Below are 26,598 nucleotides of genomic sequence, written 5' to 3'. Positions count from 1 at the left end.
CCTTATTTGCCGCTGAGCGAGTTGTGGATGAGCTCAAGCCAGTTCGGCGCGCTCAGGTGGAAGGACTCAATCATTTTCAGATCGAAGCCGCGGAAGAAACCGCTCAGGACAAACAGGGCGACAATCGCGGTCATCATTACTTTGGTAACGCGGTTCCAGCCACTCTCTTCCACGCCTTTACCGATCAGAATACCCAGCACCAACCCCGGAACGGCGTTACCCATGATTAACTGCGCCGCGCCGCCAAAAACAGTGGCCCAGAAACCGGATTTTTTACCGGCGTCGATGGCCGCCAGCCAGAAGATCACCGGCATCACGGTATTCACCAGTAAGTTTGCTGCCGGTACCAACACTTTCACCGCCGTGACTTGCAGCGCCGCCGGTACGGAAGAGGCCGTCAGGTTGAGGAAGGTGACCACCACCATGCCGATCAGCCCACAGGCGATGGCCATCTTTTTCGGATCGTGCAGGGTTTCGCCGACGTTACGGTTTTTCACCATCAGCGCCGCCGCGCCCCAGTTGGGGATAATGCGGTGGTCAACGTCCTGGGTAAAGGAACCCGCAGCTACGGATGACGCCCAGGCGTTAAAGAAGAACCCTAAGCCAAAGGAGAAGTGCGATGCCGGATCCCCTTCGCAAGAGTTCAGTTCCCCCAAAGTACGAAATGCGCCCATACCCTGAGTGGTCGGCGCGTGGAACATGCGTGCAGCCCCGGCACCCACGCCGACGCCAACCAGGCCGCCGATGATGAGTGATTTTATTAGTATGATTAAGAACATCAGTCTGCCCTCTTCTACCCGATGGAACGGACTCACGGGTATGCATTGAGTTATTTCGTGACGAAATCCACTTTATCGAGATTGATGGCGGTCACGTTGACGGTCACATCCAGCTCCACGCTGTAGGTGCGTCTTTCCCGACGCAGGAAGAGGAACAAAAAGGCCTCTTTCCGCGTCGTTTCCTGCGCATGAACAACCTGCACATCCTGTGGCTCGATACGCAGTAAAATATGCGGCGACGCTTTCATCACCGCGGCCTGAACGTGGCTCAGCGCATCGGCGAAGGCGCGGTTTTTCGCATCGCCCTTGCCGTTAACCCTGACCGTGGTGGTGAACTGTTCTTTCATGGTTATGCGCCGTATTTTTTCAGCCACGCCTGCACCAGGCGCTCGCCCAATTCTTCTTTGTCCATAAAACCGAATCCCAGCACGTTGCAGCCTTCGTTGATGGCGGTGACGCCCTCTTCCACGGAGCGCATGCCGTATTTCGCTTTGTAACCATGTTTGTTTTGCGCGGTGATGGCACCTGCGCCACCGCTGCCGCAAAATGAAATGCCGAAGGTGGCGTTTTCCGCTTTCATTACGTCGCCAAGTTTCATATCCGCCGCCACGCCCGGTACAACCACCGCGCGGCCGCCTGCTTTTTCGACGCCTGCGGCTACTTTCTGGCCTTTACCCAGACGATCGCCAATCACTACGGTAATTTGTTCCATCTTTCGCTCCTTACAGGTTGTCTTTCGCCACTTCGAAGTGCACCGACAGCAGCCAGGCTTCTTCTTCCGGTAAATTGCCGAATGCCGCCACCACCTCGCGGGCAAGGTCCATCGACCCGGCTGAAATTTCATCAAACAGGCTGGCGTCCACTTCCGGCAGCGGTTCGCCCGTCACGGAACGGTGCGCCATTGCCCGGACATGCGAGGTCAGCATCTGCTGCTGTACTGCATTCGGCGTGATGCCTTGATCGCTTAACAAGGTAAACACCTTCGTCAGCATGCGCTGTGCGAGGGTTGCCGTTTGCGCTGCCTGCTCCGCGTCGTTCATTACCGCTCCGTTATTCACTCGTCTTACCCCACTCATGGCTTCGGAATAAAGCTAACGTTGCAGGTTAAGAGTTTGTAGCGAGGAGTTTTCCACTTCGAAGTGGAAAGGCGGAAGGTCTTAGTGATCTGCGCCACAGAAATCGGGTCACTGAAGATTTTTGACTGGGCAACGGTCACAGGAATGCAGAAAAGTTGCGGAAATCGGGGTGGAAATGAGAATAAAAAAACGGCGAACCGAAGGGGAAAAGTGTGAGATGAATAAGGTTTACTTATTGGTAAAGCGGGGCCGCAGCCCCGCCGGGTATGCTTAGCGGAACTTCTTGTGATAGGTGTTGCGGGTGTTAGCCAGACCTTCAGCAGCCGCCTTCGCCTCTTTCACTTTACCTTCATTAGCCAGTTTCAGCGCATCGTCAATCTGCCCAACCAGCACATCAAAGCCGTGACGATAATCTTTCATCTCGGCGCTATCCGGCGCTTTCCCTTCCAGCTTCGGCGGGGTAGCTTTTTGCGCATCCAGCGCGGCGGTGCGCATATTGGTTAATGCGCCTTTCAGCTCGGTGGCATCATTGGTTTTCTGCACCACTTTGAGGTTATCGCTCAGGGTGCCCATATCATCCTCAAGATCGGCGGCAAACACCGCCGAACCCATAAACAACGACGACACAGCCAGGATTGCTAACAGGTTTTTACGCATTGCTCACTTCCTTTTTTATTATCACGCTGAAGGCGCAGCTCTTAGCGCCACGGAGTTATTGTCCGGCGATTTTCATCTCCGGGAGTAACACTGAACCACACTGAATATTACTGCGTTGTTCAATATCGTCACCGACAGTAACAATATCGCGCCACATCTCTTTCAGGTTACCGGCAATGGTGATTTCGCTCACCGGATACTGGATTTCCCCGTTTTCCACCCAGAAACCGGCAGCGCCGCGCGAGTAATCGCCCGTGATGCCACTAACGCCCTGTCCCATCAATTCTGTTACCACCAGACCGGTGCCCATCTCTTTCAGCATCTGCTCAAAACTGAGACCGCGCCCGGCAATCCGCCAGTTATGAATGCCGCCCGCATGCCCGGTACTCTTCAGCCCCAGCTTGCGCGCAGAGTAGTTGGTCAACAGCCACTGGGTCAGCACGCCGTCTTTAATAATATCGCGACGCTCGGTGCGCACCCCTTCGCTGTCGAACGGCGTGGAAGCCAGGCCTTTCAGCAGGTGCGGATGCTCTTCAATCGTCAGCCACTCTGGCAGGATCTGTTTGCCCAGGTAATCCAGCAGGAAGGTGGATTTACGGTACACCGCGCCGCCAGCGATCGCGCCCACCAAGTGGCCAAACAGCCCGGTCGCGACTTCGCTGGCAAAAATCACCGGTGCTTTCATGGTCGACAGCTTACGCGGAGACAGGCGAGACAGAGTACGGCGCGCACACTCTTCACCCACCCATTCCGGCGTGTGCAGATCGCGGATATCACGCCCGATGGTGTAGGCGTAATCGCGCTCCATATCGCCATTTTCTTCAGCAATCACGCAGCTCGACAGGGAGTGGCGGGTGGAACAGTAACTTTGCAGCATACCGTGGCTGTTGCCGAACACTTTGATGCCATAGTGGCTGTTAAAGCTCCCACCTTCAGTATTGTTGATACGTTTGTCTGCTTTCAGCGCAGCTTGTTCCGCACGCGCAGCCCATTCGATGGCTTCATCCGGCGTCACTTCCGCCGGGTGGAACAGATCGAGATCCGGGGCATCGAAGGCCAGCAGCTCTTTATCTGCAACGCCCGCGTAAGGATCCGGCGAAGTGTAACGGGCGATATCGAGCGCCGCCTGCACCGTACGGGCAATGGCATCCGGGCTGAGATCGGTAGACGACGCGCTGCCTTTGCGGTTCTGGTGATAGACGGTAATGCCCAGTGCACCATCGCTGTTAAATTCAACATTCTCCACTTCGCCGTAGCGTGTGCTGACACCGATGCCGGTGGTTTTACTGACAGCCACTTCCGCACCATCCGCCTTCCCGGAGGCCAGCTCCAGCGCCGTGGTAACTGCGTCTTCCAGTACTTTGCGTTGTTGTGCAACTTGTGTGATCACTTTCATCGCCAATGCCATAATTAAGGGAGAGAATCTTTGAAGTCTAACAGAGAACCGTTTTTCAGTGCGCGCCTTAACTGGTAACATTAGCCTCTTTTTTTAAGGAGCCTGAGATGACAAAGCAGCCCGACGACTGGCTCGACGACGTGCCCGGTGATGATATTGAAGACGAAGATGATGAGATCATCTGGGTCAGTAAGAGTGAAATTAAACGCGATGCTGAAGAGTTAAAACAGCTTGGCGCAGAAATGGTAGAACTGGGTAAAAACGCGCTGGATAAACTCCCGCTCGACCCGGATCTGCGCGATGCCATTGAACTGGCGCAGCGCATTAAGAAAGAGGGTCGTCGCCGTCAGTTGCAGTTGATTGGCAAAATGCTTCGTCAACGCGATGTGGATCCTATCCGCCAGGCGCTGGATAAGCTGAAAAACCGTCACAATCAGCAGGTCGCGTTCTTCCACAAGCTGGAGCATTTGCGCGATCGTCTGATTGAAGAAGGTGACGATGCTGTACCCGATGTACTGAATCTGTGGCCGGAGGCCGACCGTCAGCAATTGCGTTCACTTATCCGTAACGCCCAAAAAGAGAAAGAAGGCAACAAACCGCCCAAGTCCGCGCGGTTGATCTTCCAGTATCTGCGCGAACTGGCTGAGAATAACGAAGCCTGATAACCGCACATGTAGCCCTCCCTACCGGGAGGGTTTTCTTTTATGTATCCCGTTATTTATCCCATGGGTTTACCGCCGCGCACTGCCACTATTTCGGCACTGAACATTTAGCTGAATCGTTAAAGCTAAAATCAACGCATCTCACAAATTTCCCCTATCAATATTTTGCATTTCATAAATAAATGCGATCAATTCCTACTATTTAACCTCTTGTTGCTGCTCATTTTCATCAGATGAAACGGATCACATTTTCTTATCAGCGCAAAACGTAGATTTCAGCCGTGGTACACATAATCGATTCAGCATAAAAGGAATAAATGATGAAAAAAACCGTAATGCTTTCCGCGCTGGCGCTGCTTATTTCTGGCCCTGTGATGGCGAAAACCTGGGTGCTGACAAGTGCTGAAGGCGGCATTGAACAAGGAAACTGGCGGATCAGCAGCGATCAGCTGAACGTCAAAGGACAGCAGTTCAGCATTGAGCAAATCGTACTGCACGGCGGCAAACAGGAAGGCAGTAAAGTTATCAAGATCACCAGCAAAAACGGGCTCACCATTGCCCTGAGCCCCACTCGTGGCATGAACCTGCTGTATGCCGACGGCTTCGGGGTGCATATGGGGTGGAATTCTCCGGTTAAAGAGGTGGTGAACCCGGCGTTTATCAACCTCGAAAGCCGTAACGGCCTTGGCTGGCTGGAAGGTTTCAACGAGATGGTGGTGCGCTGCGGTTACGAATGGACCGGCCACCCGGTCACCGCAGACGGACAGATTTACACACTGCATGGCAAAGTGGGCAATACACCAGCATCACAGGTATCGGTGGACGTCAGCGATACCGCACCGTATGAGATCCGCATTCGTGGGCTGGTGAAAGAGAGCACCTTCAAAAAAGCCGATCTGCAAACCGAAATGGAACTGCGCTATATTCCGGGCAGCAACAGCTTCAGCCTGCATGATGTGCTGACCAACCACGCGGATTACCCCCACGACTACCAGATCATCTATCACAGTAACTTCGGCAAACCGATCCTTGAGCAAGGCGCTCGCTTTATCACGCCGTACGAAAACGTCAGCCCGTTCAACGATTATGCTAAAGGGGGTCTGAAAGAGTGGCAAACCTACGCCGGGCCAACCAAGGGCTTCGACGAAATGGTGTTTAACATCAAACCGCTGGCCGACGCCAATAAACAAACTGTCGCCGCCCTGCTGAATAAAGCGGGCGATAAAGGCGTCTCCATCAGTTACAACACCGAACAACTGCCGGTGCTGACGATGTGGAAAAACACCGATACGGAAAAACAGGGCTACGTCACTGGCATCGAACCCGGCACCAGCTACGCCTACCCGGTCACCATTGAACGCCAGCAAAAACGTGTGAAACAGTTACAACCGGGCCAGAGCACACGCTTTGATCTGACCTATACCTTACTGCATAACAGCAGCCAGGTGGCGGATGTGGAAAAACGCGTGAAAGAGATTCAGGGCAGCAAAGCCCCACAAGCCATTGAAACGCCTATGGCAAAAGAGTAAACCGCAGCCATAAAAAAACCGCGCCGGGATACCGGGCGCGGTTTTTCTTTGCACTGACGGTGTCAGGCGTTTTCGGCTGCGATTTCCGCTTTTTTCGCCAGCCCATCCAGCAGCTTCTGGTGAATGCCGCCGAATCCGCCGTTACTCATGACCAGAATGTGATCGCCCGGCTGTGCGCTTTTGACAATCATGTCTGCCAGCGCGTCGACATCCGCGCTCCAGTGCGCAGGCTGTACGCACGCATCGGCCACTTCTGCAACCTGCCATGGAATATGCTGCGGTTGCAGCAGGTAAACTTCATCTGCGCGGCCTAAAGAGGGTGCCAGGTCGTCTTTGCAGATCCCCATTTTCATGGTGTTCGAACGCGGTTCCAGCACGGCAATGATCTTCGCGGTGCCGCCGACTTTACTGCGCAATGCCGCCAGCGTCGCGAGAATGGCCGTCGGGTGGTGAGCAAAGTCGTCATACACCGTTACGCCGTTAGCTTCGCCACGCAGTTCGAGGCGGCGACGGGCGTTAATAAAGGAACCCAGCGCATTGGCCGCATCCGCCGGGGCGACGCCGACATGGCGCGCCGCTGCGATCGCCATCAGGCCATTGTGCATGTTGTGCTCGCCAACCAGCCCCCAGTTCACCTGGCCAACGCATGCATTATCCAGCCACACTTCCCAACTGGATGCATCGGTGTTCAGTTTTTTCGCCTGCCAGTGACCCTGCTCGCCCACCAGTTCCTGTTCGCTCCAGCAGCCCATTGCCATCGTCTGTTTCAGATTGATGTCATTTTCCGGCCAGATAATTTTCCCCTGCCCCGGCACAATACGCACCAGGTGGTGGAACTGCTTCTGGATCGCTTTCAGGTCGTCGAAGATATCCGCATGGTCAAACTCAAGGTTATTGAGCACCAGCGTACGCGGGCAATAATGAACAAATTTGGAACGCTTGTCGAAGAAGGCGCAGTCATACTCGTCAGCTTCGATCACGAAGAACGGGCTGTCGCCCAAACGCGCGGAGACGTCGAAGTTACCCGGTACGCCGCCAATCACAAAGCCGGGTTTGTAACCGCAGGCTTCGAGGATCCAGGTCGCCATGCCCGCGGTGGTGGTTTTACCGTGCGTTCCGGCAATCGCCACAACCCAGCGGTCACGCAGGACAAAATCGTGCAGCCACTGCGGGCCGGACATATAGGGAATGTTTTTTTCCAGCACCGCTTCCACACACGGGTTTCCGCGCTTCATCACGTTGCCAACAATCACCAAATCCGGCGCGGGATCGAGCTGACTTGCGTCATAGCCCTGAATGAGATCAATACCTTCCTTTTCCAGCAAGGTGCTCATCGGCGGATAAATATTGGTATCCGAACCCGTAACCTGATGACCCAGCGAGCGCGCCAGCATGGCCAGCCCGCCCATAAAAGTGCCGCAAATCCCCAAAATATGAATGCGCATACGTCGTTATCCTTTCTTAAACTGGCGCACATTTTACTCATATGTTTAACGTCAGAGAAATGCATTTCAGGATAATCCGTATAGAGCTGGCGCGATTCACCTGTGCGCGAAGTTTTTAATCTTTGTTAGTATAGTTGTACGTATCCTGCGTTTTCGTTTGCGAAAGCTCTGGCTGTTACGGTGCGAGCTGTTTAATATCCGGAACTTGCTGTGCCAGGCAACCTGAAAACCACAGGCTACAATCGCTTTACTCCATATTAAAAATGCAGGGAAAGTGTTATGAAAACGTTAGGTGAATTTATTGTCGAAAAGCAGCATGAGTTCTCGCATGCAACGGGTGAACTGACTGCTTTGCTGTCGGCAATAAAACTGGGCGCCAAGATCATTCATCGCGATATCAATAAGGCCGGTCTGGTCGATATCCTGGGTGCCAGCGGTGCTGAAAACGTACAGGGTGAGGAGCAACAAAAACTCGACCTGTTCGCCAATGAAAAACTGAAAGCTGCACTCCGCGCCCGCGATATCGTGGCAGGCATCGCCTCTGAAGAAGAAGACGAAATTGTCGTTTTCGAAGGTTGCGAGCACGCCAAATACGTGGTGCTGATGGATCCTCTGGATGGCTCTTCCAACATCGACGTTAACGTCTCTGTCGGGACCATTTTCTCTATCTACCGCCGTATTACGCCGGTAGGCACGCCGGTCACCATGGAAGACTTCCTGCAGCCGGGCAACAAACAGGTTGCCGCCGGTTACGTGGTGTATGGTTCTTCAACCATGCTGGTTTACACCACGGGCTGCGGCGTTCACGCTTTCACATACGATCCGTCACTGGGCGTCTTCTGCCTGTGTCAGGAACGTATGCGCTTCCCGGAGCGTGGCAACACGTACTCCATCAACGAAGGCAACTACATCAAATTCCCGCTGGGCGTGAAAAAATACCTGAAGTTCTGTCAGGAAGAAGATAAGGCGACAAACCGCCCTTATACCACGCGCTATATCGGTTCTCTGGTGGCAGATTTCCACCGTAACTTGCTGAAGGGTGGGATTTACCTCTACCCAAGCACCGCCAGCCACCCGGAAGGGAAACTGCGTCTGCTGTACGAATGCAACCCGATGGCCTTCCTCGCCGAGCAGGCAGGCGGTAAAGCCAGCGACGGTAAAGTGCGTATTCTGGACATTCAGCCGGAAAGCCTGCACCAGCGCCGTCCGTTCTTCGTCGGCAATGAGCATATGGTGGACGATGTTGAACGCTATATGCGTGAGTTCCCGGACGCGTAAGGCCGGAAAGAAGAGAAAACGCCACGTTATGTGGCGTTTTTTTTAGTGCACAAATGTGCGTTTTTCTTTGCTGATCTATCCCTGAGGTTGCAGGCGGAACGACGCCATCGCCTGCAACAATTCACGTGATTGTTCTTCCAGCGAACGCGTGGCTGCAGAAGATTGTTGTACTAACGCCGCATTTTGTTGTGCCGTTTCATCCATCTGGCTGACGGCAATATTGACCTGCTCAATACCGCGGCTCTGTTCCTGCGATGCATTAGCGATTTCGCGCATCAGTTTGGTCATTCGCAACACTTCTTCTGCGATTTCGTCCATTGTTTCGCCAGCCTGCATCGCCAGATCGCTGCCTTCAGACACGTGCGCCTGCGAACTGCTGATCAGCGCGCGGATCTCCTTCGCCGATTCGGCGCTGCGGCTGGCAAGGTTACGCACTTCACCCGCGACCACGGCGAAACCGCGGCCTTGCTCCCCGGCACGAGCAGCTTCAACAGCGGCGTTCAGCGCAAGAATATTGGTCTGGAAAGCGATGGCGTCGATAACGCTAAGAATATCGGCGATACGATCGGAGCTTCCGGAAATGTCACGCATTTTTTCAATAACATAGCAAACCATTTCGCTGCCGCGATCGGCGGTATCGGAGACGGTCTGTGCCAGTTTATGCGCCTGCTCCGCGTTGTCGGCATTCAGTTTCACCGTGGCGGTGATTTGCTCCATGCTGGCGGCGGTCTGCTCCAGCGATGTCGCGGTGGACTCGGTTCGCTGGGAGAGATCGACGTTGCCAGCGGCCAGTTCACGACTGCCGGTATCAATTTGCGAACTGGCGTCGCGCACTCGCGTCACCGAATCGACCAGTGACTGGCGCATCTCTTCAATTGCGGCATTAAGCCGGTTGAACTCGACGCTGGCAGCCCCGGTGGTCGTCGACGTCAAATCACCAGCGGCCACATGCTCAAGCTGCTGTATAGAGGTTTCCAGGGGTTTGAGCAGCATATGACGCAGCGCCAACCAGGCCAGCACGATAATGCCCGCTACCAACAGCGCCACGACCATAATCAGCATCATAACCACGTTTTTGCTGCTCTGAACGGCGGTCACTTCCGCTTTGCCGCGCGCTTCGCCCCAGACCTGGAAAGCCTGCATATCCGTGTCGAACTGACGGGAGATAGGGATCAGCTTGCTTTCCAGCAGCTCATAATAGGTGTCGGCGCTCTGTTTGTTCAGCGCATCCTGCATCGGCGTAATACCCTGACTGACGTAGTCGCCGTAGCTTTTCGCTACCTGCGCCAACAGCGCTGCGCCTTTTTCATCCTCGACGCCTGCGTTGATCACACTGGTGAGGGATTTTTCGCCTTCGGTGATTTCGGCGTTAATCATCTTGACCGATTTTGCCGCGTCATCCAGCAAGCCGACTTCCATCATACGCACGGCCTGGCCTGCTTCATTACGGGCGCGCAAGATCTGGGTATAGCCTTCGCTCAGGCGCGCCATCTTCTCGCCCTGCAACAGACTGATACGCTCCAGCGATGAGGAACTTTTATTCAGTGCATACACTCCAATGCCGCTCACCAGCAGCAGGAGGAGAGTCATAACAGCCAACAACGAAAGTAAACCAGTACGGATCGAAAGCGTTTTAAGCATGATGTGAATTCCGGTAGCAGTGATACTTTTTGGCGTAAATTAAGCCCATTCGTCAGTTATCGACTGCTAACGGAATTACTTTAGGAAAAAATAAAGATTTCAGTGTGTTATTATTTTGTAGCGTTTGTGCTAACTCGTGTAACAGGAGAGCTCTGTCGGTTCTCCCACAGCACGGTAAGTCCACGTTGCAACGCGATAAAAATAAACAACAGAATGCCAATGGCAATTTTTGTCCACCACGAGCTGAGCGTGCCGTCAAAGTTGATATAGGTTTGAATCAGCCCCTGAATCGCCACACCAAACAACGTTCCCAGCACCGTCCCCACACCGCCGCTTAATAGCGTGCCGCCAATCACCACCGACGCAATGGCGTCCAGCTCAACGCCGACGCCCGCCAGCGCGTAGCCCGCCTGGGTATAGATGGAGAAGACAATGCCCGCCAGTGTTGCCAGACCGGTGGAGAGCATATAAATGCGAATGGTGGTGCTGCGGGTGGAGATGCCCATCAGGTTCGCCGAAGTGGCATTGCCGCCAATGGCGTAAACCTGGTTACCGAAGCGGGTACGGTGAGCGACGAAAATGCCGATCACTACCACGCCAAGCATCAACAATCCCATGGCACTCAGTCGGCCGCCGCCGGGAATTCTCCAGGCCAGGCTTGAGAGCGTGTCGTAAACCGGGTGGTTGATAGGAATCGACTCTTCCGACAGCAGGTAACTGACCCCGCGCAGGAAAAACATCCCGGCAAGGGTGATGATAAAAGCAGGAATTTTTAGCGCATCAATCAGCAACCCCATAAAAGCGCCAAACGCACAGCCCAGAATCAAAATGAGCGGAAAAGCCATCAGCGGCGAGATGCCCCAGTCGCCAATGGCTTTCGCCAGAAATACGCCGGTGAAGGCGATGACCGACCCGACGGACAAATCGATACCGCCGGAGAGGATCACAAACGTCATGCCCACGGCGATAATGCCGAGAAAGGCGTTATCTGTCAGTATGTTGCAAATCACACGCGTGGAGGCGAACCCCGGAAACTGCGTCAGACAGTAGAGATAGCCGAGCACGAAGACGCCCAACGTGATCATCAGCGGTAAGTTACGTTTTATCATGACCGCGCACTCCTTTAATCATCGCGATAAAGCGCGGCGACTGCACAATCAACACGCACATCACCACGACCGCTTTCACCACCTGGTTGAGTTCTGGCTGGAAACCGGAGAGCAGAATCCCGGTATTCATCCCCTGAATAATCAATGCGCCGACTACCGACAGCACAAGGTTAAAACGCCCGCCCATTAATGATCCCCCGCCAATCACCACCGCGAGGATCGCATCCAGTTCCAGCCACAACCCGGCGTTGTTGGCGTCAGCACCGCGAATGTCCGCCGTGACAATCACCCCGGCTATCGCCGCACATACACCGCTCAGCACATAGGTCAGCATCACTACCGTGCGGGTATTCACCCCGGCGTTTTTCGCCGCGCGAATGTTAATCCCCACCGCTTCGATAAACATACCGAGCGCGGTTTTGCGGGTGAACAACCAGAACAACAACAGCGTGACCAGCGCGATAATGACCGGCGTCGGAAACAGCAGCAGGGAACCACTGCCGAGCCAGGCCAGTGACGGGGCGTTAAACGTGACGATTTGTCCGGAGGTAATCAACTGTGCCACACCACGTCCCGCGACCATCAGGATTAGCGTGGCGACAAAAGGCTGAATTTTCAGCACCGCCACCAGTATACCGTTCCACAAACCGGCCAGGACGCCGGTTCCCAGCGCGGCCAGTAACACCACTGGCAGGCTGTGTCCGGAGACGGTCATTGACGCGGCTGTTGCGCCTGCAATGGCCATCACCGCGCCTACGGACAGGTCAATCCCGCCCGTCGCGATGACCAGTGTCATGCCGATCGCCAGCAGTGCGACCGGCGCGGCGCGGTTAAGAATATCAATAGGGCTACCAAACAGGCGACCATCTTGCAGTACCACCTGGTAGAAATGGGGCGCGACGAGGCTGTCCACCAACAGCACCAGCAGCAGGGCTATCAGTTGCGGCGTGCCGGTTGGCCAGTTAACACGCCGCCTGGGCGCCCCGGTTTGCCTAAGAGATTGAGGCATCACACTCTACTCCTTATGCCGCAATGGCATTCATGATCGCCGGGACCGACAGTTCAGCGAGCGGGATCTCCGCCACCTGTTTGCGATCGCGCATGATAATCACCCGATCCGCATAGCCCACCAGCTCTTCCAGTTCTGACGATATCACCAGCAGCGCCAGACCATCGGCGCACAGGGTTTCGATCAGGCGAATGATCTCGGCGTGAGCGCCAACATCAATGCCGCGCGTCGGCTCATCAAGGATCAGGAATTGCGGTCGGGTCAGCAGCCAGCGTGAGAGCAACACTTTTTGCTGATTTCCCCCGGAGAGGAACTCAATAGGCTGCTCGGCGCTGGGGGTACGAATGCCAAGCTGGCGAATAAAACGTTCGGCGATGGCGTTCTGCTCTTTACGGGCAATGGGACGCAACCAGCCGCGCTGCGCCTGTAGCGCCAGCACAATATTTTCCCGGACCGATGCGGCGGCGATAATGCCGTCCGTTTTACGATCTTCCGGGCAAAAACCAATGCCCAGGCACGACGCCTGATGCGGTGAGCGCAGCGTTTGCGGTTTGCCTTTGATGGTGGCGCTCCCGCTGTCGGCTGGTTTGATGCCGAAGATGACCTCGGCGGTTTCGGTACGCCCGGAGCCGAGTAACCCGGCCAGACCGACAATTTCGCCTGGGCGCACCTCAAGATTAAAGGGGGAAATGACACCTTTCTTACCAAAGCCCTCAAACGCCGCTACCGGTTTTTCGCTCAGAAGCGTGCGGCCGGCGCGTTGCAGCGCGTTGCTGTCCAGTTCACGCCCCAGCATCATTTTCACCAGCTCGATTTGCGGCAGTTCACTGGTAGGACGGCAACCAACAAAACCACCGTTGCGCAGTACGGTAATGCGGTCGCTGACTTCGTAGACCTGGTCGAGAAAGTGCGTAACAAAAATCAGGCTGACGCCCTGAGCGCTGAGCTGGCGCATCAGGGTAAACAGCATTTCCACTTCCTGCGTGTCGAGACTGGCGGTGGGTTCGTCGAGGATCAACACTTTCGCCGACAGATCGATTGCACGGCAGATTGCCACAATCTGCTGCATCGCCACGGAGTAGCGGTTGAGCGGCTCGCGCACATCCAGCGAGAAACCGTAGGATTCCATCAACGCAGTGGCGCGTGTTTCCATCTCTTTGCGACATAGCAAACCAAAACGCCGCGGTTCGCGGCCAATAAACAGATTATCCGCCACCGACATATTGGGCAGCAGATTGACTTCCTGGTAAACCGTCCCGATACCCAGTTGCTGAGCGTGGGCGGTATTTTTCGGGCGGATTTCCTGGCCTTCCAGCCAGATAGTGCCTTTATCAGCGTGGTAGACCCCGGTCAGGGCCTTAATCAGCGTGGATTTCCCCGCGCCGTTCTCCCCGAGTAAGGCCATGATTTCGCCGCGACGCAGGCTAAAATCGACGTTATCAAGCGCTTTTACGCCGGGAAAGAATTTACTTAAACCCTCGGTTCGCAAAATCTCCTGGTGTGCTTCGTCGGTCATGGTCCTCTCCACTTCACGGTATTTCCCGGACGATCACAGGGTTTTCCCCTCATCCTGCCCTCTCCCCGGCGGGGAGAGGGTTATCAGAACTCTCCTCGGTGGAGAGCGGGTTAGTAACCCATGTTTTTCTTTTTCTCTAACTCTTCTTTTGCCGTGTCTGGCAGATAGAGCGTCGATTTGGTAATGGTCAGCTTCGGCGGCTGGGTGCCATCTTTTTTGAATTTTTCCAGCGCATCGAATGCCGGGCCTGCCATGTTCGGCGTCAACTCTACGCTGGCGTTGGCTTCACCATCGATCATCGCTTTGTAGATGTCCGGTACACCATCGATAGAACCGGTAAGAATGTCTTTGCCCGGTTTCAGGCCCGCTTCTTTAATCGCCTGAATCGCACCGATCACCATGTCATCGTTGTGGGCGTAAACCATACAGATGTTTTTGCCGTTGTTTTCCGCCTTGATAAAGCTCTCCATCACCTCTTTACCTTTACTGCGGGTAAAGTCACCGGACTGAGAGCGAATGATTTTGATGTTAGAGGCTTTGGAGATGGCTTCCGCAAAACCTTTCTTACGATCGATCGCGACGCTTGCGCCGACGGTGCCTTGCAGTTCAACGACGTTACAAGGTTTACCGGCCACGGTTTTCACCAGCCAGTCGCCAATCAGCTTGCCTTCCAGCACGTTGTCAGCGGTGACGGTGGTCATATAGAGCGATTTGTCTTTCACATCAATGGAGCGATCGAGAAGGAAAACCGGAATCTGTGCGTCTTTCGCCTCTTTCAATACCGGTTCCCAGCCCGTTGCCACCACCGGAGCGATAAAGATGGCATCCACGCCCTGAGCGATGAACGAACGCACCGCTTTGATCTGGTTTTCCTGTTTTTGCTGACCGTCAGCGATTTTCAGCGTAATGCCGCGCTTGCTGGCTTCGCTTTTCGCAACGTTGGTTTCAGCGGCTCGCCAGCCGGATTCGGATCCAACCTGCGAAAATCCTACGGTTAACGGGGCGGCCATCGCCATAGACGACATGGCTGCCGAAACTGCTGTGACAAGAAGTAAGCGCTTCCACATAAGAGCATCCTCGTAGGGTTATTGTTGGCTACAACTTCACCTGCGGGGAAAACTATAGACAATCGGAGATGTAACAAAATGCGTTACATCACAAATCGGAAAAGTGAATGAATTGTTGTGAGGCAGTTGCGATCTGGCGCGCGAAAAGGGGCGTTTTAACGCACCTCAATTATCCATTGAAATTGCAGAAATTTACTGCCCTGAAACGTAGCGAAGATTTCACTGTAATCGCTTACAAAATATTATTCAGTATGCTGCTACAGTTATGGACAAAATGGTCACAAAAAGATGCTAAAAACCGTGTAGAAAATGTGAGGAAATTAAAACAGGCGAAGACATTCGCCACCAGTTGGCTATAATACCCGGCACTTGTTTGCCACACATTTTAAAGGAAACAAACATGAGCTTACTGAACGTTCCGGCGGGTAAAGATCTGCCAGAAGATATCTACGTCGTTATCGAAATTCCGGCTAACGCAGATCCGATCAAATACGAAGTGGACAAAGACAGCGGCGCGCTGTTTGTTGACCGCTTTATGTCCACCGCGATGTTCTACCCGTGCAACTACGGTTACATCAACCACACCCTCTCTCTGGATGGTGACCCGGTAGACGTGCTGGTTCCGACCCCGTACCCGCTGCAGCCGGGTTCTGTGATTCGTTGCCGCCCGGTTGGCGTGCTGAAAATGACGGACGAATCCGGTGAAGATGCGAAACTGGTTGCCGTTCCGCATACCAAACTGAGCAAAGAGTACGATCACATCAAAGATGTGAACGACCTGCCGGAACTGCTGAAAGCACAGATCACCCACTTCTTCGAGCACTACAAAGACCTCGAAAAAGGCAAATGGGTGAAAGTTGACGGTTGGGACAACGCCGAAGCCGCTAAAGCGGAAATCGTTGCCTCTTTCGAACGCGCTGCGAAGAAGTAATCCATTTTTTCTGAAAAACCTCTGACCGTTTATGCGGTGCAGAGGTTTTTTTTCGCCCCAGCATGGCCTGATGTCTTGAAGCCAAAGCGTTACGGATGAACATCGGTGCGGGCAATCAGGCATAAAAAAACCGCGCCCTGCGGCGCGGTTCTCTGAGAACAACGATTACTGGTACTTATCTCTGTCGAGCCAGTTACCACTTTCGATAAAAGTCTTGCCTTCAACCGAACGTTGATACACATACATCCAGGCGCTGCCATACGGCGTCTGGATCAACTGGCGTTTATATTCGCCGCCAGCGGTGCGCAGTGCATCCAGCTCACCGAGCGTTGCCGCATCGATGCGATACACTTCGCCCTGTACGCTTCCTTCGCCCGGTACCGCACCCGGGTAATGCCCCAGACTAAACAGCTGATGATTTTCGACGCAAAAATCCCCCAGCCACTGTGCATTGGTCATCCAGTGGCTGTTGCCTTGTTTGCTTCGTAAACTGCCGTAGACAAATATTCGCATTGCTAAAACTCAAACTGATAGAGCAAATCAAGTGCCTGATCTACGCCAGACACCGCTTCAAGATACAGCTTAGGCATCAGGCGATAACGTAACGTGAGAGTCGCCAGTGAGTCAAAAATTCCGACGCCATATTTTACCTGCAGACCCGGCAGCACGTAGCCACTGACCACTACCTGGGAGGCATCGCCTACCCCCTGAGTATCCAGCGCCAGATTGCTTACGCCAAACGTCTCGCCGATTTTACCCACAACCTGCCCACTTTGTGCAACCCCCAGGCCTACAAGCATTGAGGTCATTGCGGCGCTATCGCTCTGTTCACTGTCCAGACCCTGCCCACGAAGCAGGTAGGAGAGCGCTTCTTGCTGCGACATCGCCGGATCGGAGAAGATCTCCGCTTTAGGTTCATCGGCTGTCCCGGTCACACGAACCCCGGCAATAACATCATTTTCCGTCGCATCCGGGTTACGGATCGCCTCAATATTCAGCAAGGGCTGGTCCGGCGGACCGGAGAACAGCAGTTCCCCTTTACGCACAATCAAATCCTGACCATAAGCGTGGAAACGCCCTTCCGGGATCGTGATCTGCCCGTTAAGCCCCAACCCTTGCTTATCCTGCGCCACTTTCAGGTCGCCGGTCAGCCGTGCTTTGAGGCCAAACGCATTCAGACGCACATTGTTGCCAACGTGGATAACCAGATTACTGTTAATCGGGATCGAGGCGCTTTGCGGTTTCTCAGGTTTCAGTTGATCGTTAAGCATTACCTCATCACCAGAGACGCCGACCGCGCTTTCCGGCACGTCATGCACCACGATGCGTGCCCACGGCACATCCACACTGCCGTCAAGCGTAAACAGACTGGGTGTGGCTTCAAACACCACATCCGGCGACACATCCAGCCGCACCATTGGCGGTACGGTAATGCGCACTTTACTGCCCTTCGCCGCCACCCGCGCGCGCCAGTTATTCATCTGGGTCCAGTCTGCATCGCCGCTGAGGTTAATCTGCCCCTGGCCGGTGCGCACCACGCCCTGAAGCACGGAGCGTGTACCGTTGAAATTGATCGCCAACTGACTGGGCTGCATCTCGAACGGCATAAAGTTGCCTTCGACATCCAGTCCGTTCAATCCCAGTTGCCCGAACAACTGCGGGTTCTGCGCGTTTCCGCCCAGTCGCAAATTGGCGTTCAGCGTACCCGCCGCCTTTTCACCCCGGCTGAAGATGGCATTGGCCATCGCCAGCGAGACGTTGCGGATATTGACGTTGCCGCCCAGATTACGTCGCCCTTGCGGATCGGTTACCTGCACCTGACCATCAAACTGCCCGTTGTTGGTCAGCCGAATCAGCCAGCCGAGATCGGCGCGGTCGTTACGCAGTTGGGCGTTCAGGTTCAGGGTATCAAACGCCACAGGCAACGGCGCATCGTTCACCACCTGCGTCACTTTCACGTTACGCCCGACAAGCGTAACCTGCCCCTGCGGCAGCCCGGCTTTTGTCGTGTCCCAGCTCACATCCGCTTTGCCACTGAACACACCGCTCGCCTGGGTGGTCTCCGGCATAAAAGGCTTCAGCATGGCCAGGTCAAAACGATTAAGGTTCACCAGCGCGTGCCCTTCCGCGCCGGCATCAATCGGTTGCGGCACGCAAAGCTCGGCGTTGGGGTTAAGCCAGCAGTGTGGACCAATAGCAATTTTCTGCTCCTGGTTCCGGTAATCCAGGGTAATCGGCCGGTTGATCGACCATGGCCCTACCGGGGTGGCAAAGCGCGTATTACTGAGCGAACCTTTCCAGCGCTGCGTCTGGCGATCGAAACTCCCCGCCAGATCCAGTTGCCCGGAAACCGGCTCCCCCTGTACACGCAACTGTAAGGTGTGTTGTTTTTCGCTCCCTTCAGCCGCCAGCGTTACCAGGCCCAGGTTGACACCCGGCTGTGCAATACGCTCCACGCGCACATTGAGCTTCCCGGCGATGTGATCGCTGGATTTCACATCCCCGTCGACCCGCACGCGGGCAACGGAAAGATCCTGCCAGCGCAGATTATTGGCCGTGATGTCCGCCAGCGCTTGCGGCGCATCGACCGTGCCGCGAATTTTCACGACGCCTTTGGCCGTCCCCCCAAGTCCTGGCAGTGCGTTATCCAGGCCTGGCGCATCAATATTGGCGTCAAGATTGAGATCTTTTACCCCCAGTTCGCCTTTGATATCCGCACTGTTGCGCCCCAACTCCAGATGCAAACCGGGAATGGTCCACTGTAAATAGCTATTGCCTTTCAGTTGCCCGTCGACCTTCACCTTGTTGTTTTTCACATTACCGTTCAGCTTCAGCTCCGGTACATCCAACTGCCAGCTACCGCCGTACAGGCTACCGCGCGTTTTGATCAGGCCATTCAGTTTTGACGGCCATGCCGGAAAAGCTTTTGCCGTATCAATCCCGTTCAACGCCAGTTCGCCACGCCAGCTGATCGCCTGCTGCCAGTCCAGCAGCGCCGTTAACTCAGTGGTTCCTTCCAACGCCGCGAGGGTCAGCTTATCGAGGCTGATTTGCTGCTCATTGCCTTTTGCATCAAGCCGGATGGTGGCGGGTGGCAGATCCTGCCCTTTCACCGCGGTACGGAACGCCAGCGTGTAGTCGGTCATCTTGCCGGTCAGCGTCAGCGAGACGTCATCTGCCTGATACTGTTTCTCGCCGGTAAACGGCCAGTAGAGTTGCTTACTGGTCACCGCAACCTCCAGCGGCAAACCGGCCTGCGCCAGTTGCGTTTGCGCCCGCAGCGTCACGTCCACCGGACCGGAGAGGTTCACATCCATATTGAGTTGTTGGCGCACGTCACCGCCAACGTGCAGCTTCACTTTTTCGCCTTTTAGCGGATCCACATTCAACGTGCTGTTAAGCGTAAAATCCACCGGCCAGTTATCACGCAACTGTGCGCGGCCTGTCGCGCTCACCTGCCCCTGGTTCGAGTCGATATCCAGCGCATCAAGTGTCATTTGCCCGTCAAGGCTGCTCACTTTCAGCAGCAGGCTACGCACCAGAATATCCGTGTCGCCAGTGAGTCGCAGTTGCTCGCCGCGAAACGACTCAATATTGAGATTGAGCGGCAAATGCACATCGGTCATTTCCGGTAACAGGGGTTTGGCAAACAGCGCTTTCAGCGTTTCGCCGAGCGGCTTCTCCTGAGGCTGCGGATTGTGGATTTTCGGTTCAACCACCTCTTCCTGCGCCACCTGCGCCACTTTCGGCAGCGCAATCAGCAGCCCTTGCAATGAGGTGGGCTTCAGCGTCAGGTTTTTCTCTTCCCAGCTCAGCCCGGAACTGAAATTCATCACCGAGACGGTCGTATCGTCAATGTTGATATTTACATTGTTCAGCGCCACCCGGCTGAGCGTAATCGGGTACGGCGTAGAGAGGTTCAGCGGCCCGCTCTCCTCTTCCTGCACAGGAGCGGCTGGCGGCATCTTTTTACTGTCGATCGCCACGTTGATCTCTTTCAACGACAGATCGTTGATGCACAAGCTACTGCTACGCAGACACCCCAGATTCACTGCCAGGTGGATCTCCCCGGCGTTCACCGCTACACCGGGCTGCTCGTAACGCAGATTTTTCAGCGTCAGATCGCGCCAGCCGCCCGTGACCTGACTAATGTGCAGCCCCGGCACCCAGCGGTTCGCCGCCTTAAACAGCAGATGAAGCCCGCTGGTGGTTCCCACCAGAAAGGCGACCGTCCCCAGCACCAGCAGAATAAACACCAGTACGCCGAGGCTGATTTTCTTCCATAAACTCATAACTCTGGCCCCAGACCGATGTAAAACTGCACCCCATGTTCCTCTTTGTCGCCGACCGGAACGGCGAAATCGAGTTTGATTGGCCCGACAGGCGATTGCCAGCGCACGCCAACACCCGCGCCGGTTTTAATGTCGCTCCGGCGGATATCGCTGACCGCTTCGCCGCTGTCAATAAACGCCGCGCCCCACCATTTCCCGGTGACGTTGTACTGATACTCCAGCGAGCCAGTCGCCAGTTTTGAGGCACCGATCAGCTTGCCATCATCATCTTTTGGCGCGATGGATTTGTATTTGTAACCACGGATGCTGCGATCGCCCCCGGCGAAGAAGCGCAGATCCGGTGGTACACGATCAAAGTCGCCGGTCTCGATCCACCCCAGGTTGCCGCGCACCACAAAACGGTGGCGATCGTAGAGCGTGCGGATCCAGACGTTTTGCGCCTGCATGACGAGGAAGTCGACATCCGATCCCCATGCGGTGTTGGAATAATCCACCGAATAGCGCTGAGAGTCTCCCCAGGTCGGCATCAGGCCGCCGCGAGAACGGGTGCGGCTGATCATCACGCCTGGATAGAGCAACATGGTGGTATTGGTGACGCTGGCTTGCGTAAAGTGGTCAAGGCTCCAGCGCAGGTTAATGGCGCGCTGCCAGCCACTGGAGAGATCCCAGTAGCGAGAAAGCGCCAGTGTTGTGGAGTCGGCTTGCGTATCGTTCAGGTCAGTGCGCTTAAAACCGCCCTGCACCAGGTAGTATTGTTCAAGCGGATTTTTCAGCAGCGGCATCTTATAGCTGAAATCCAGTTGCTGCTCTGGCGCGGAGACGCTCATGCTGGTAGTCAGACTGTGACCATAGCTGTTCATCCACGGCTTTTTCCACGTGGCTTTCACACGCGGTCCCACATCCGTGGAGTACCCCACCCCGGTTTCAATGGTGTTTTCCGTACGTGGCGAGACCACGCCCTTCAGCGGCAGTACTTTGGTTTTCCGCGCTTTATCAAACTCCGGCGCTACCACCACCGATTTAAACCAGCCGGTAGCAGACAGACGGCGGTTCAGTTCCGCCAGGTCTTTGGTCTGGTAATAATCGCCCTGGTGAAAAGGCACCAGATGTTGCAGATACTCGTCGCGGATTTGCGACCCTTCAAATGTTACCGCGCCAAACCGGTAGCGCTGGCCGCTGTCATAGTCGATGTCCCAGAATGCCTGATGCCTGTCGAGGGCGATGCCCAACTGGCTCTTATTGAACTGGCTATCAAAGTAGCCTTTACGCAGCGCGACGTTAGTGAGGCTTTTTTTAAAGCCGTCATAGTCGCTGTGATTGAGCACCGTGCCGGTGGCCGGGCGTGTTTTGAGTAAATCGAGGTAGTCACTGTCAGTACGCGCGCCGCCGCGCAGGATCACATCGGTGCCGCCAATCCGTACAGGTTCACCTGGCGAAACCCGCGCGATCAGCACCTGTCGCCCCTTTTCCGGCGGCGGGCGCAGTTCAAAATCAATGGTAGGTTCGTAATAGCCTAACGCTTTTAATCCTTCGCGAATGGCGTCATCCACGCGTGCCTGAAAACGTCTGTCAGGCGTAACTTCATCACTCTGGATCGTCGATAACTGGGCTCGCACATTTTTTTGCAGCGCTCCAGTCAGCCCCTCCAGTTGCAATCGCACATTGGCGGCGAAAGCCGTTTCGCTCGCCAGCAACAAACCGGCAAAACATAAAAGACGGATTTTTGGCACGTTCTCTCCTGAATATCCTTGTTCCCACCCCTGGAAGGAAACGTAAGCGCAGCTCCGCGCTAAGCCCTGCTCCGCCTAATGTGGCGGAACACAAGCCGATAAAAACCCAAAATACGGGTTGAAAAACGGACGACTACCCCAAAATTTCTTATGTTTAAATTTAGTCTGTTTATGGTGCTTATTGTGTTAAAACACGCGCACCGTTACAACCTTAACCGCAATTTGACCCGCCGGGAGGTTCCACCGTGAGTCTGTTTGATAAAAAAGAGCTTGTTTCTCAATCGGATGCATTACCCGGACGCAATACACCGATGCCAGTCGCCAGTTTACATGCCGTTAACGGGCATTCAATGACCCATGTTCCGGAAAACATGGAGATTGCCCTGTTCGCCATGGGGTGTTTCTGGGGCGTTGAACGCCTGTTCTGGCAATTACCGGGCGTGTACAGCACCGCGGCAGGATATACCGGCGGCTTTACACCGAATCCTACCTACCGTGAAGTGTGTAGTGGGCAGACCGGCCACGCTGAAGCCGTGCGCGTGGTGTACGATCCGAAGGTGGTGAGTTACGAACAGTTGCTGCAGGTGTTCTGGGAAAATCACGATCCGGCACAGGGCATGCGCCAGGGTAACGACCACGGCACCCAGTACCGCTCGGCGATCTACCCGCTGACGCCGGAGCAAAACGACGCTGCCCGCGCCAGCCTTGAGCGTTTTCAGTCCGCGATGCGCAGCGCCGGAGATGATCGCCAGGTCACGACCGAAATCAAAACCGCCACGCCGTTCTACTATGCGGAAGATGATCACCAGCAGTACCTGCATAAAAACCCGTATGGTTACTGCGGCATCGGCGGTATTGGCGTTTGTCTGCCGCCGCAGCTTAACCCTTAATATTTTGCGGAAATACGCCATAAAAATGGGCAAAAACTAAGCCGCTGGTAGCCTGTAACACGCTTACGCTATACTAGCTCTCGAAATTGCCGGTCCACCGCTTCGGGCCGGCTTTCATTGTGTTTACCACATGGATATTCAAAAACCCTTCCGAGGATCCGGTCAATGGCTGGATAAATTATGTTAAACAGTATCTTAGTCATACTCTGTCTCATCGCAGTAAGTGCGTTTTTCTCGTTATCCGAGATCTCGCTTGCCGCATCGAGAAAAATTAAACTTAAGTTGCTGGCCGATGAAGGCAGCATCAATGCACAACGCATCCTGAAGATGCAGGAAAACCCCGGTACCTTCTTTACCGTGGTGCAAATCGGCCTTAACGCTGTCGCCATTCTTGGCGGTATCGTCGGCGATGCCGCCTTCTCTCCGGCGTTTTACAGCTTGCTGGTCAGGGTGGTTTCTCCGGAACTTGCCGAACAGCTCAGCTTTATCATCTCCTTCTCGCTGGTCACCGGGATGTTCATCCTGTTTGCCGATCTGACGCCGAAACGCATCGGTATGATTGCGCCCGAAGCTGTGGCTTTGCGTATCATCAACCCGATGCGCTTCTGTTTATTCGTTTTCCGTCCGCTGGTCTGGTTCTTTAACGGCCTGGCAAATGTCATCTTCCGCATCTTTAAACTGCCGATGGCGCGTAAAGATGACATCACCTCTGACGATATTTACGCGGTGGTTGAAGCGGGCGCGCTGGCTGGCGTGCTGCGTAAGCAGGAACATGAACTGATCGAGAACGTGTTTGAGCTGGAATCGCGCACCGTCCCTTCTTCCATGACCTCCCGTGAAAACGTGATTTGGTTCGATCTACACGAAGATGAGCAGAGCCTGAAAAACAAGGTCGCGGAGCATCCGCACTCGAAATTTCTGGTCTGTAACGACGATATAGACCACGTTGTTGGCTATGTGGATTCGAAAGATCTGCTTAACCGCGTACTGGCGAATCAGAGCATGGCGCTCAACAGCGGCGTGCAGATCCGCAACACGTTGATTGTGCCGGACACGCTGACCCTCTCCGAAGCGCTGGAAAGCTTTAAAACCGCCGGGGAAGACTTCGCCGTTATCATGAATGAATACGCACTGGTGGTGGGAGTTATCACCCTTAACGATGTGATGACCACGCTGATGGGCGACCTGGTCGGCCAGGTGGAAGAGATGATCGTCGCCCGTGATGAAAACTCATGGCTGATTGACGGCGGTACACCTATTGACGACGTCATGCGCGTGCTTGATATCGATGAGTTCCCGCAGTCGGGCAACTATGAAACCATCGGCGGTTTTATGATGTTTATGCTGCGTAAAATCCCGAAACGCACCGATGCAGTGAAGTTCTCGGGCTATAAGTTCGAGGTGGTGGATATTGATAACTACCGAATCGATCAGCTGCTGGTGACGCGTGTCGACACGCGTACAACGCTGCTCACGCCAAAGCTGCCGGATGCGGAAGAGAAAGGCGCAGCGTGAGGCGTCGCTAAAATGTCAACGGCCCCATCGGGGCCGTTTTTTTATAGTACTTAAACTACTGCATAGCACGACTGGTTAAGCCATCTCAGTTTGCAGACGCATAACCTGACGGTTGACTTCAGACATCACAGACAGGTGCTGCTTGTCTTTCACTTTCGGGACCAGGATCTTGCCTTTGTCAAACTCGAAAGCGCCAACATCCTTGATATACAACCGTCCACGGAACAGGATTTTCACGTACTTGGCCACCTGAAGTGGGTTGTAACGCTGGAAAATTTTCATTCTTTTATCTCCTGTAAAGCATTACGCCCTTGCGGTACCACAATCGGACCAGCGTTGATGAGCGCAAATTTAATGCTCAGTGACTATAGTTCAGAACCGCACTGATACATAGTGTGTATAAGTTTATTTACCTTTTGATGACAATTATTCAGAATTTTCTTTTCAGTGCGTTTCGCTATGCAGTATAAATCCACATTTTTGTGCGGATATGTGCGTCCACACGCAAACTGGCATCCTGATTGCGGGAAAAACGGATTGATCGCACATATGATTAAAATGACCACTTAAGTGGTCGGATCACCTGCATAAACACAAGGAAAAACCATGACCCTACGTAAGATCCTGGCAGCGACATGCCTGTTACTGCCGCTGGTTGCTTCAGCCCATAACTTTGAAAACAACCAGCGCGTGCCGCCTGTGGGCATAGCCGACAGAGGGGAGTTGATACTGGATAATGACAAGTTTAGCTATAAAAAATGGAATAGCGCCCAGCTTCCTGGCAAAGTGCGGGTTGTGCAACATATTGCCGGTCGGACCTCTGCCAAAGAGAAGAACGCCGCGCTGATTGAAGCCATCAAAACCGCCAACCTGCCGCACGATCGTTACCAGACCACCACCATCATCAATACCGATGACGCCATTCCCGGCAGCGCCATGTTCGTGCGCAGCAGCATCGAGAGCAATAAGAAACTCTACCCGTGGTCACAATTCATTGTTGATAGTGACGGTGTGGCGCGTAAAGCCTGGCAACTGGAAGAGGAAAGCTCGGCGATTGTCGTACTTGATAAAGACGGGCGCGTGGCGTACGCAAAAGATGGCGGGCTGAGCCAGCAAGAAGTGCAGCAGGTCATCGCCCTGCTGCACACGCTGCTCAGTAAATAAAAACCCGGAAGCCGGGGTTGAGGAAGGACTCGCGGGGGGTGTAATCCAGCGAACGCCCCTGCCAGTCGTTAACGTGCGCCCCGGCAGCCACCGCAACTGCGTGACCTGCGGCCGTATCCCATACGTTAGTCGGCCCGAAACGCGGGTACAGTTGAGCTTTACCTTCCGCCACCAGGCAGAATTTCAGCGAGGAGCCGATCGCTGTGGTCTGGTGCTCACCTAACTGGTGCAGGTACTCTTTCAGTTCATCATCCGCATGAGAACGGCTGACGACCACCAGCGGTGGCCGGGCGTCGCGCACCTGAATTTGATGGTGATTGCCCGCTTCATCTTTCCACGCTTTCCCGTCAGCGGCGTAATACATCACTTTCAGCACCGGTGCGTAAACCACGCCCATGACCGGTTTACCCTGGTCAATCAGGGCGATATTCACGGTAAACTCACCGTTACGCTTAATGAACTCTTTCGTGCCATCCAGCGGATCCACCAGCCAGTAGCGCTGCCATGTCTGGCGCGTTTCCCAACCCGGTGGATCTTCTTCCGACAACACTGGAATGTCTGGCGTCAAGGCCTGCAAGCCGCGCACAATCACCTGGTGCGCCGCAATATCCGCTGCGGTGACCGGGGAGTCATCCACCTTACTGGTGACATCCATCGGTTTGTGCCCATCGTAAACCTGCATAATGGCGTCGCCCGCTTCCCGCGCGAGCCGGCAAATTGCATCTAACATTATCCACCTCTTGTCTGTTCAGTGGTTTGTAACTCGTTGTTTTACTTATATCGCATCACGCCGGAATCTGCCATCTGTGATAGTGATTGCGTTTTCTTTACCCGCTTTTATGGCAGTATTCACAATTCTGTAAGCAACAAAATGTACATAACACTTTCTTTTGTGGCCCAGATCGAAAAAGG

At 54.5% G+C, this 26,598-nt stretch carries 24 protein-coding genes; 7 read left to right on the top strand and 17 right to left on the bottom strand.

What is annotated here, in order from left to right; translation table 11 throughout:
* Positions 1-2 precede the first annotated feature (2 nt).
* The 6 genes from GA0061071_RS04385 to pmbA all read right to left on the bottom strand — a co-directional run bounded on the left by GA0061071_RS04385 (position 3) and on the right by pmbA (position 3,920).
* A complete protein-coding gene (locus GA0061071_RS04385) occupies positions 3-779 on the bottom strand; it encodes a DUF4311 domain-containing protein (RefSeq protein ID WP_061498284.1) in 777 nt (258 codons plus the stop codon).
* 50 nt (positions 780-829) lie between these two features.
* Positions 830-1,126, bottom strand: a complete 297-nt coding sequence (locus GA0061071_RS04380; protein WP_061498287.1) for a DUF4312 family protein — start codon at positions 1,124-1,126, stop codon at positions 830-832.
* A gap of 2 nt (positions 1,127-1,128) precedes the next feature.
* A complete protein-coding gene (locus GA0061071_RS04375) occupies positions 1,129-1,491 on the bottom strand; it encodes an SFCGS family glycine-rich protein (protein WP_061498291.1) in 363 nt (120 codons plus the stop codon).
* A 10-nt stretch (positions 1,492-1,501) separates the two neighbouring features.
* Positions 1,502-1,837 (bottom strand): glycine dehydrogenase, encoded by a 336-nt coding sequence (locus tag GA0061071_RS04370; RefSeq protein ID WP_071890630.1) that lies wholly within the window; start codon positions 1,835-1,837, stop codon positions 1,502-1,504.
* Between the two features lie 288 nt (positions 1,838-2,125).
* Positions 2,126-2,512, bottom strand: a complete 387-nt coding sequence (gene cybC, locus GA0061071_RS04365; RefSeq protein WP_061498298.1) for a cytochrome b562 — start codon at positions 2,510-2,512, stop codon at positions 2,126-2,128.
* 55 nt (positions 2,513-2,567) lie between these two features.
* A complete protein-coding gene (gene pmbA, locus GA0061071_RS04360) occupies positions 2,568-3,920 on the bottom strand; it encodes a metalloprotease PmbA (RefSeq protein ID WP_061498303.1) in 1,353 nt (450 codons plus the stop codon).
* A 95-nt stretch (positions 3,921-4,015) separates the two neighbouring features.
* Here pmbA and yjgA point away from each other — a divergent pair, with 95 nt between their 5' ends.
* Positions 4,016-4,570, top strand: a complete 555-nt coding sequence (yjgA, locus tag GA0061071_RS04355; protein WP_061498306.1) for a ribosome biogenesis factor YjgA — start codon at positions 4,016-4,018, stop codon at positions 4,568-4,570.
* A gap of 320 nt (positions 4,571-4,890) precedes the next feature.
* Positions 4,891-6,099 carry an aldose 1-epimerase family protein gene (locus tag GA0061071_RS04350; RefSeq protein WP_061498310.1) on the top strand — a complete coding sequence of 403 codons (1,209 nt, stop codon included), beginning with the start codon at positions 4,891-4,893 and terminating at the stop codon, positions 6,097-6,099.
* 62 nt (positions 6,100-6,161) lie between these two features.
* On the opposite strand, the gene mpl is transcribed toward GA0061071_RS04350, so the two are convergent.
* Positions 6,162-7,544, bottom strand: coding sequence for a UDP-N-acetylmuramate:L-alanyl-gamma-D-glutamyl-meso-diaminopimelate ligase (mpl, locus tag GA0061071_RS04345; protein WP_061498312.1), 1,383 nt, complete (start codon positions 7,542-7,544; stop codon positions 6,162-6,164).
* A 279-nt stretch (positions 7,545-7,823) separates the two neighbouring features.
* Here mpl and fbp point away from each other — a divergent pair, with 279 nt between their 5' ends.
* Entirely contained in the window at positions 7,824-8,822 is a 999-nt protein-coding gene (gene fbp, locus GA0061071_RS04340) for a class 1 fructose-bisphosphatase (RefSeq protein WP_061498315.1), read from the top strand.
* Positions 8,823-8,897: 75 nt separating this feature from the next.
* Here the strand turns inward: fbp and GA0061071_RS04335 are convergent, their stop codons facing one another.
* The 5 genes from GA0061071_RS04335 to ytfQ all read right to left on the bottom strand — a co-directional run bounded on the left by GA0061071_RS04335 (position 8,898) and on the right by ytfQ (position 15,164).
* The gene (locus tag GA0061071_RS04335; RefSeq protein WP_088237286.1) at positions 8,898-10,463 is read right to left on the bottom strand and encodes a methyl-accepting chemotaxis protein; all 1,566 of its coding nucleotides are present in this window, start codon (positions 10,461-10,463) and stop codon (positions 8,898-8,900) included.
* A 110-nt stretch (positions 10,464-10,573) separates the two neighbouring features.
* Positions 10,574-11,572: a galactofuranose ABC transporter, permease protein YjfF gene (gene yjfF / locus GA0061071_RS04330; protein ID WP_088237285.1), complete on the bottom strand. Its 999-nt coding sequence runs from the start codon at positions 11,570-11,572 to the stop codon at positions 10,574-10,576.
* Positions 11,559-12,584, bottom strand: coding sequence for a galactofuranose ABC transporter, ATP-binding protein YtfT (gene ytfT, locus GA0061071_RS04325; RefSeq protein WP_167352624.1), 1,026 nt, complete (start codon positions 12,582-12,584; stop codon positions 11,559-11,561). The genes yjfF and ytfT overlap by 14 nt, the downstream gene beginning before the upstream one ends.
* A 10-nt stretch (positions 12,585-12,594) precedes the next feature.
* Positions 12,595-14,097 (bottom strand): galactofuranose ABC transporter, ATP-binding protein YtfR, encoded by a 1,503-nt coding sequence (gene ytfR / locus GA0061071_RS04320; protein WP_088237283.1) that lies wholly within the window; start codon positions 14,095-14,097, stop codon positions 12,595-12,597.
* A 110-nt stretch (positions 14,098-14,207) separates the two neighbouring features.
* A complete protein-coding gene (gene ytfQ / locus GA0061071_RS04315; protein ID WP_061498330.1) occupies positions 14,208-15,164 on the bottom strand; it encodes a galactofuranose ABC transporter substrate-binding protein YtfQ in 957 nt (318 codons plus the stop codon).
* A gap of 400 nt (positions 15,165-15,564) precedes the next feature.
* Here ytfQ and ppa point away from each other — a divergent pair, with 400 nt between their 5' ends.
* Positions 15,565-16,095, top strand: a complete 531-nt coding sequence (gene ppa / locus GA0061071_RS04305) for an inorganic diphosphatase (RefSeq protein ID WP_061498336.1) — start codon at positions 15,565-15,567, stop codon at positions 16,093-16,095.
* A gap of 165 nt (positions 16,096-16,260) precedes the next feature.
* On the opposite strand, the gene GA0061071_RS04300 is transcribed toward ppa, so the two are convergent.
* Genes GA0061071_RS04300 through tamA form a run of 3 tightly spaced genes read right to left on the bottom strand, consistent with a single transcriptional unit; the run spans position 16,261 to position 22,117 of the window.
* Complete coding sequence (locus GA0061071_RS04300) at positions 16,261-16,608, bottom strand: gamma-glutamylcyclotransferase family protein (protein WP_061498339.1); 348 nt, start codon at positions 16,606-16,608, stop codon at positions 16,261-16,263.
* A gap of 2 nt (positions 16,609-16,610) precedes the next feature.
* Positions 16,611-20,387, bottom strand: a complete 3,777-nt coding sequence (gene tamB, locus GA0061071_RS04295) for an autotransporter assembly complex protein TamB (protein WP_088237282.1) — start codon at positions 20,385-20,387, stop codon at positions 16,611-16,613.
* A complete protein-coding gene (gene tamA / locus GA0061071_RS04290; protein WP_088237281.1) occupies positions 20,384-22,117 on the bottom strand; it encodes an autotransporter assembly complex protein TamA in 1,734 nt (577 codons plus the stop codon). Before tamA ends, tamB begins: the two co-directional genes overlap by 4 nt.
* Positions 22,118-22,362: 245 nt before the next feature.
* On the opposite strand from tamA, the gene msrA reads away from it, so the two are divergent.
* Both msrA and paeA read left to right on the top strand, forming a co-directional pair.
* Positions 22,363-23,007, top strand: a complete 645-nt coding sequence (gene msrA, locus GA0061071_RS04285) for a peptide-methionine (S)-S-oxide reductase MsrA (protein WP_088237280.1) — start codon at positions 22,363-22,365, stop codon at positions 23,005-23,007.
* Between the two features lie 180 nt (positions 23,008-23,187).
* Positions 23,188-24,522, top strand: a complete 1,335-nt coding sequence (gene paeA, locus GA0061071_RS04280; protein WP_061498351.1) for a polyamine export protein PaeA — start codon at positions 23,188-23,190, stop codon at positions 24,520-24,522.
* Between the two features lie 75 nt (positions 24,523-24,597).
* Here the strand turns inward: paeA and GA0061071_RS04275 are convergent, their stop codons facing one another.
* Positions 24,598-24,804 carry a DUF1107 domain-containing protein gene (locus GA0061071_RS04275; RefSeq protein ID WP_008501430.1) on the bottom strand — a complete coding sequence of 69 codons (207 nt, stop codon included), beginning with the start codon at positions 24,802-24,804 and terminating at the stop codon, positions 24,598-24,600.
* 324 nt (positions 24,805-25,128) lie between these two features.
* Between GA0061071_RS04275 and GA0061071_RS04270 the strand changes: the two genes are divergently transcribed.
* A complete protein-coding gene (locus GA0061071_RS04270; RefSeq protein WP_061498354.1) occupies positions 25,129-25,686 on the top strand; it encodes a YtfJ family protein in 558 nt (185 codons plus the stop codon).
* Here the strand turns inward: GA0061071_RS04270 and cysQ are convergent.
* Complete coding sequence (cysQ, locus tag GA0061071_RS04265) at positions 25,676-26,416, bottom strand: 3'(2'),5'-bisphosphate nucleotidase CysQ (RefSeq protein ID WP_061498356.1); 741 nt, start codon at positions 26,414-26,416, stop codon at positions 25,676-25,678. The two genes, GA0061071_RS04270 and cysQ, sit on opposite strands and share 11 nt — an antisense overlap.
* Between the last annotated feature and the right edge of the window lie 182 nt (positions 26,417-26,598).

Source organism: Kosakonia oryzendophytica, from assembly GCF_900094925.1.
GTDB lineage: Bacteria > Pseudomonadota > Gammaproteobacteria > Enterobacterales > Enterobacteriaceae > Kosakonia > Kosakonia oryzendophytica.
This window is presented reverse-complemented; position numbering and strand designations above follow the sequence as displayed.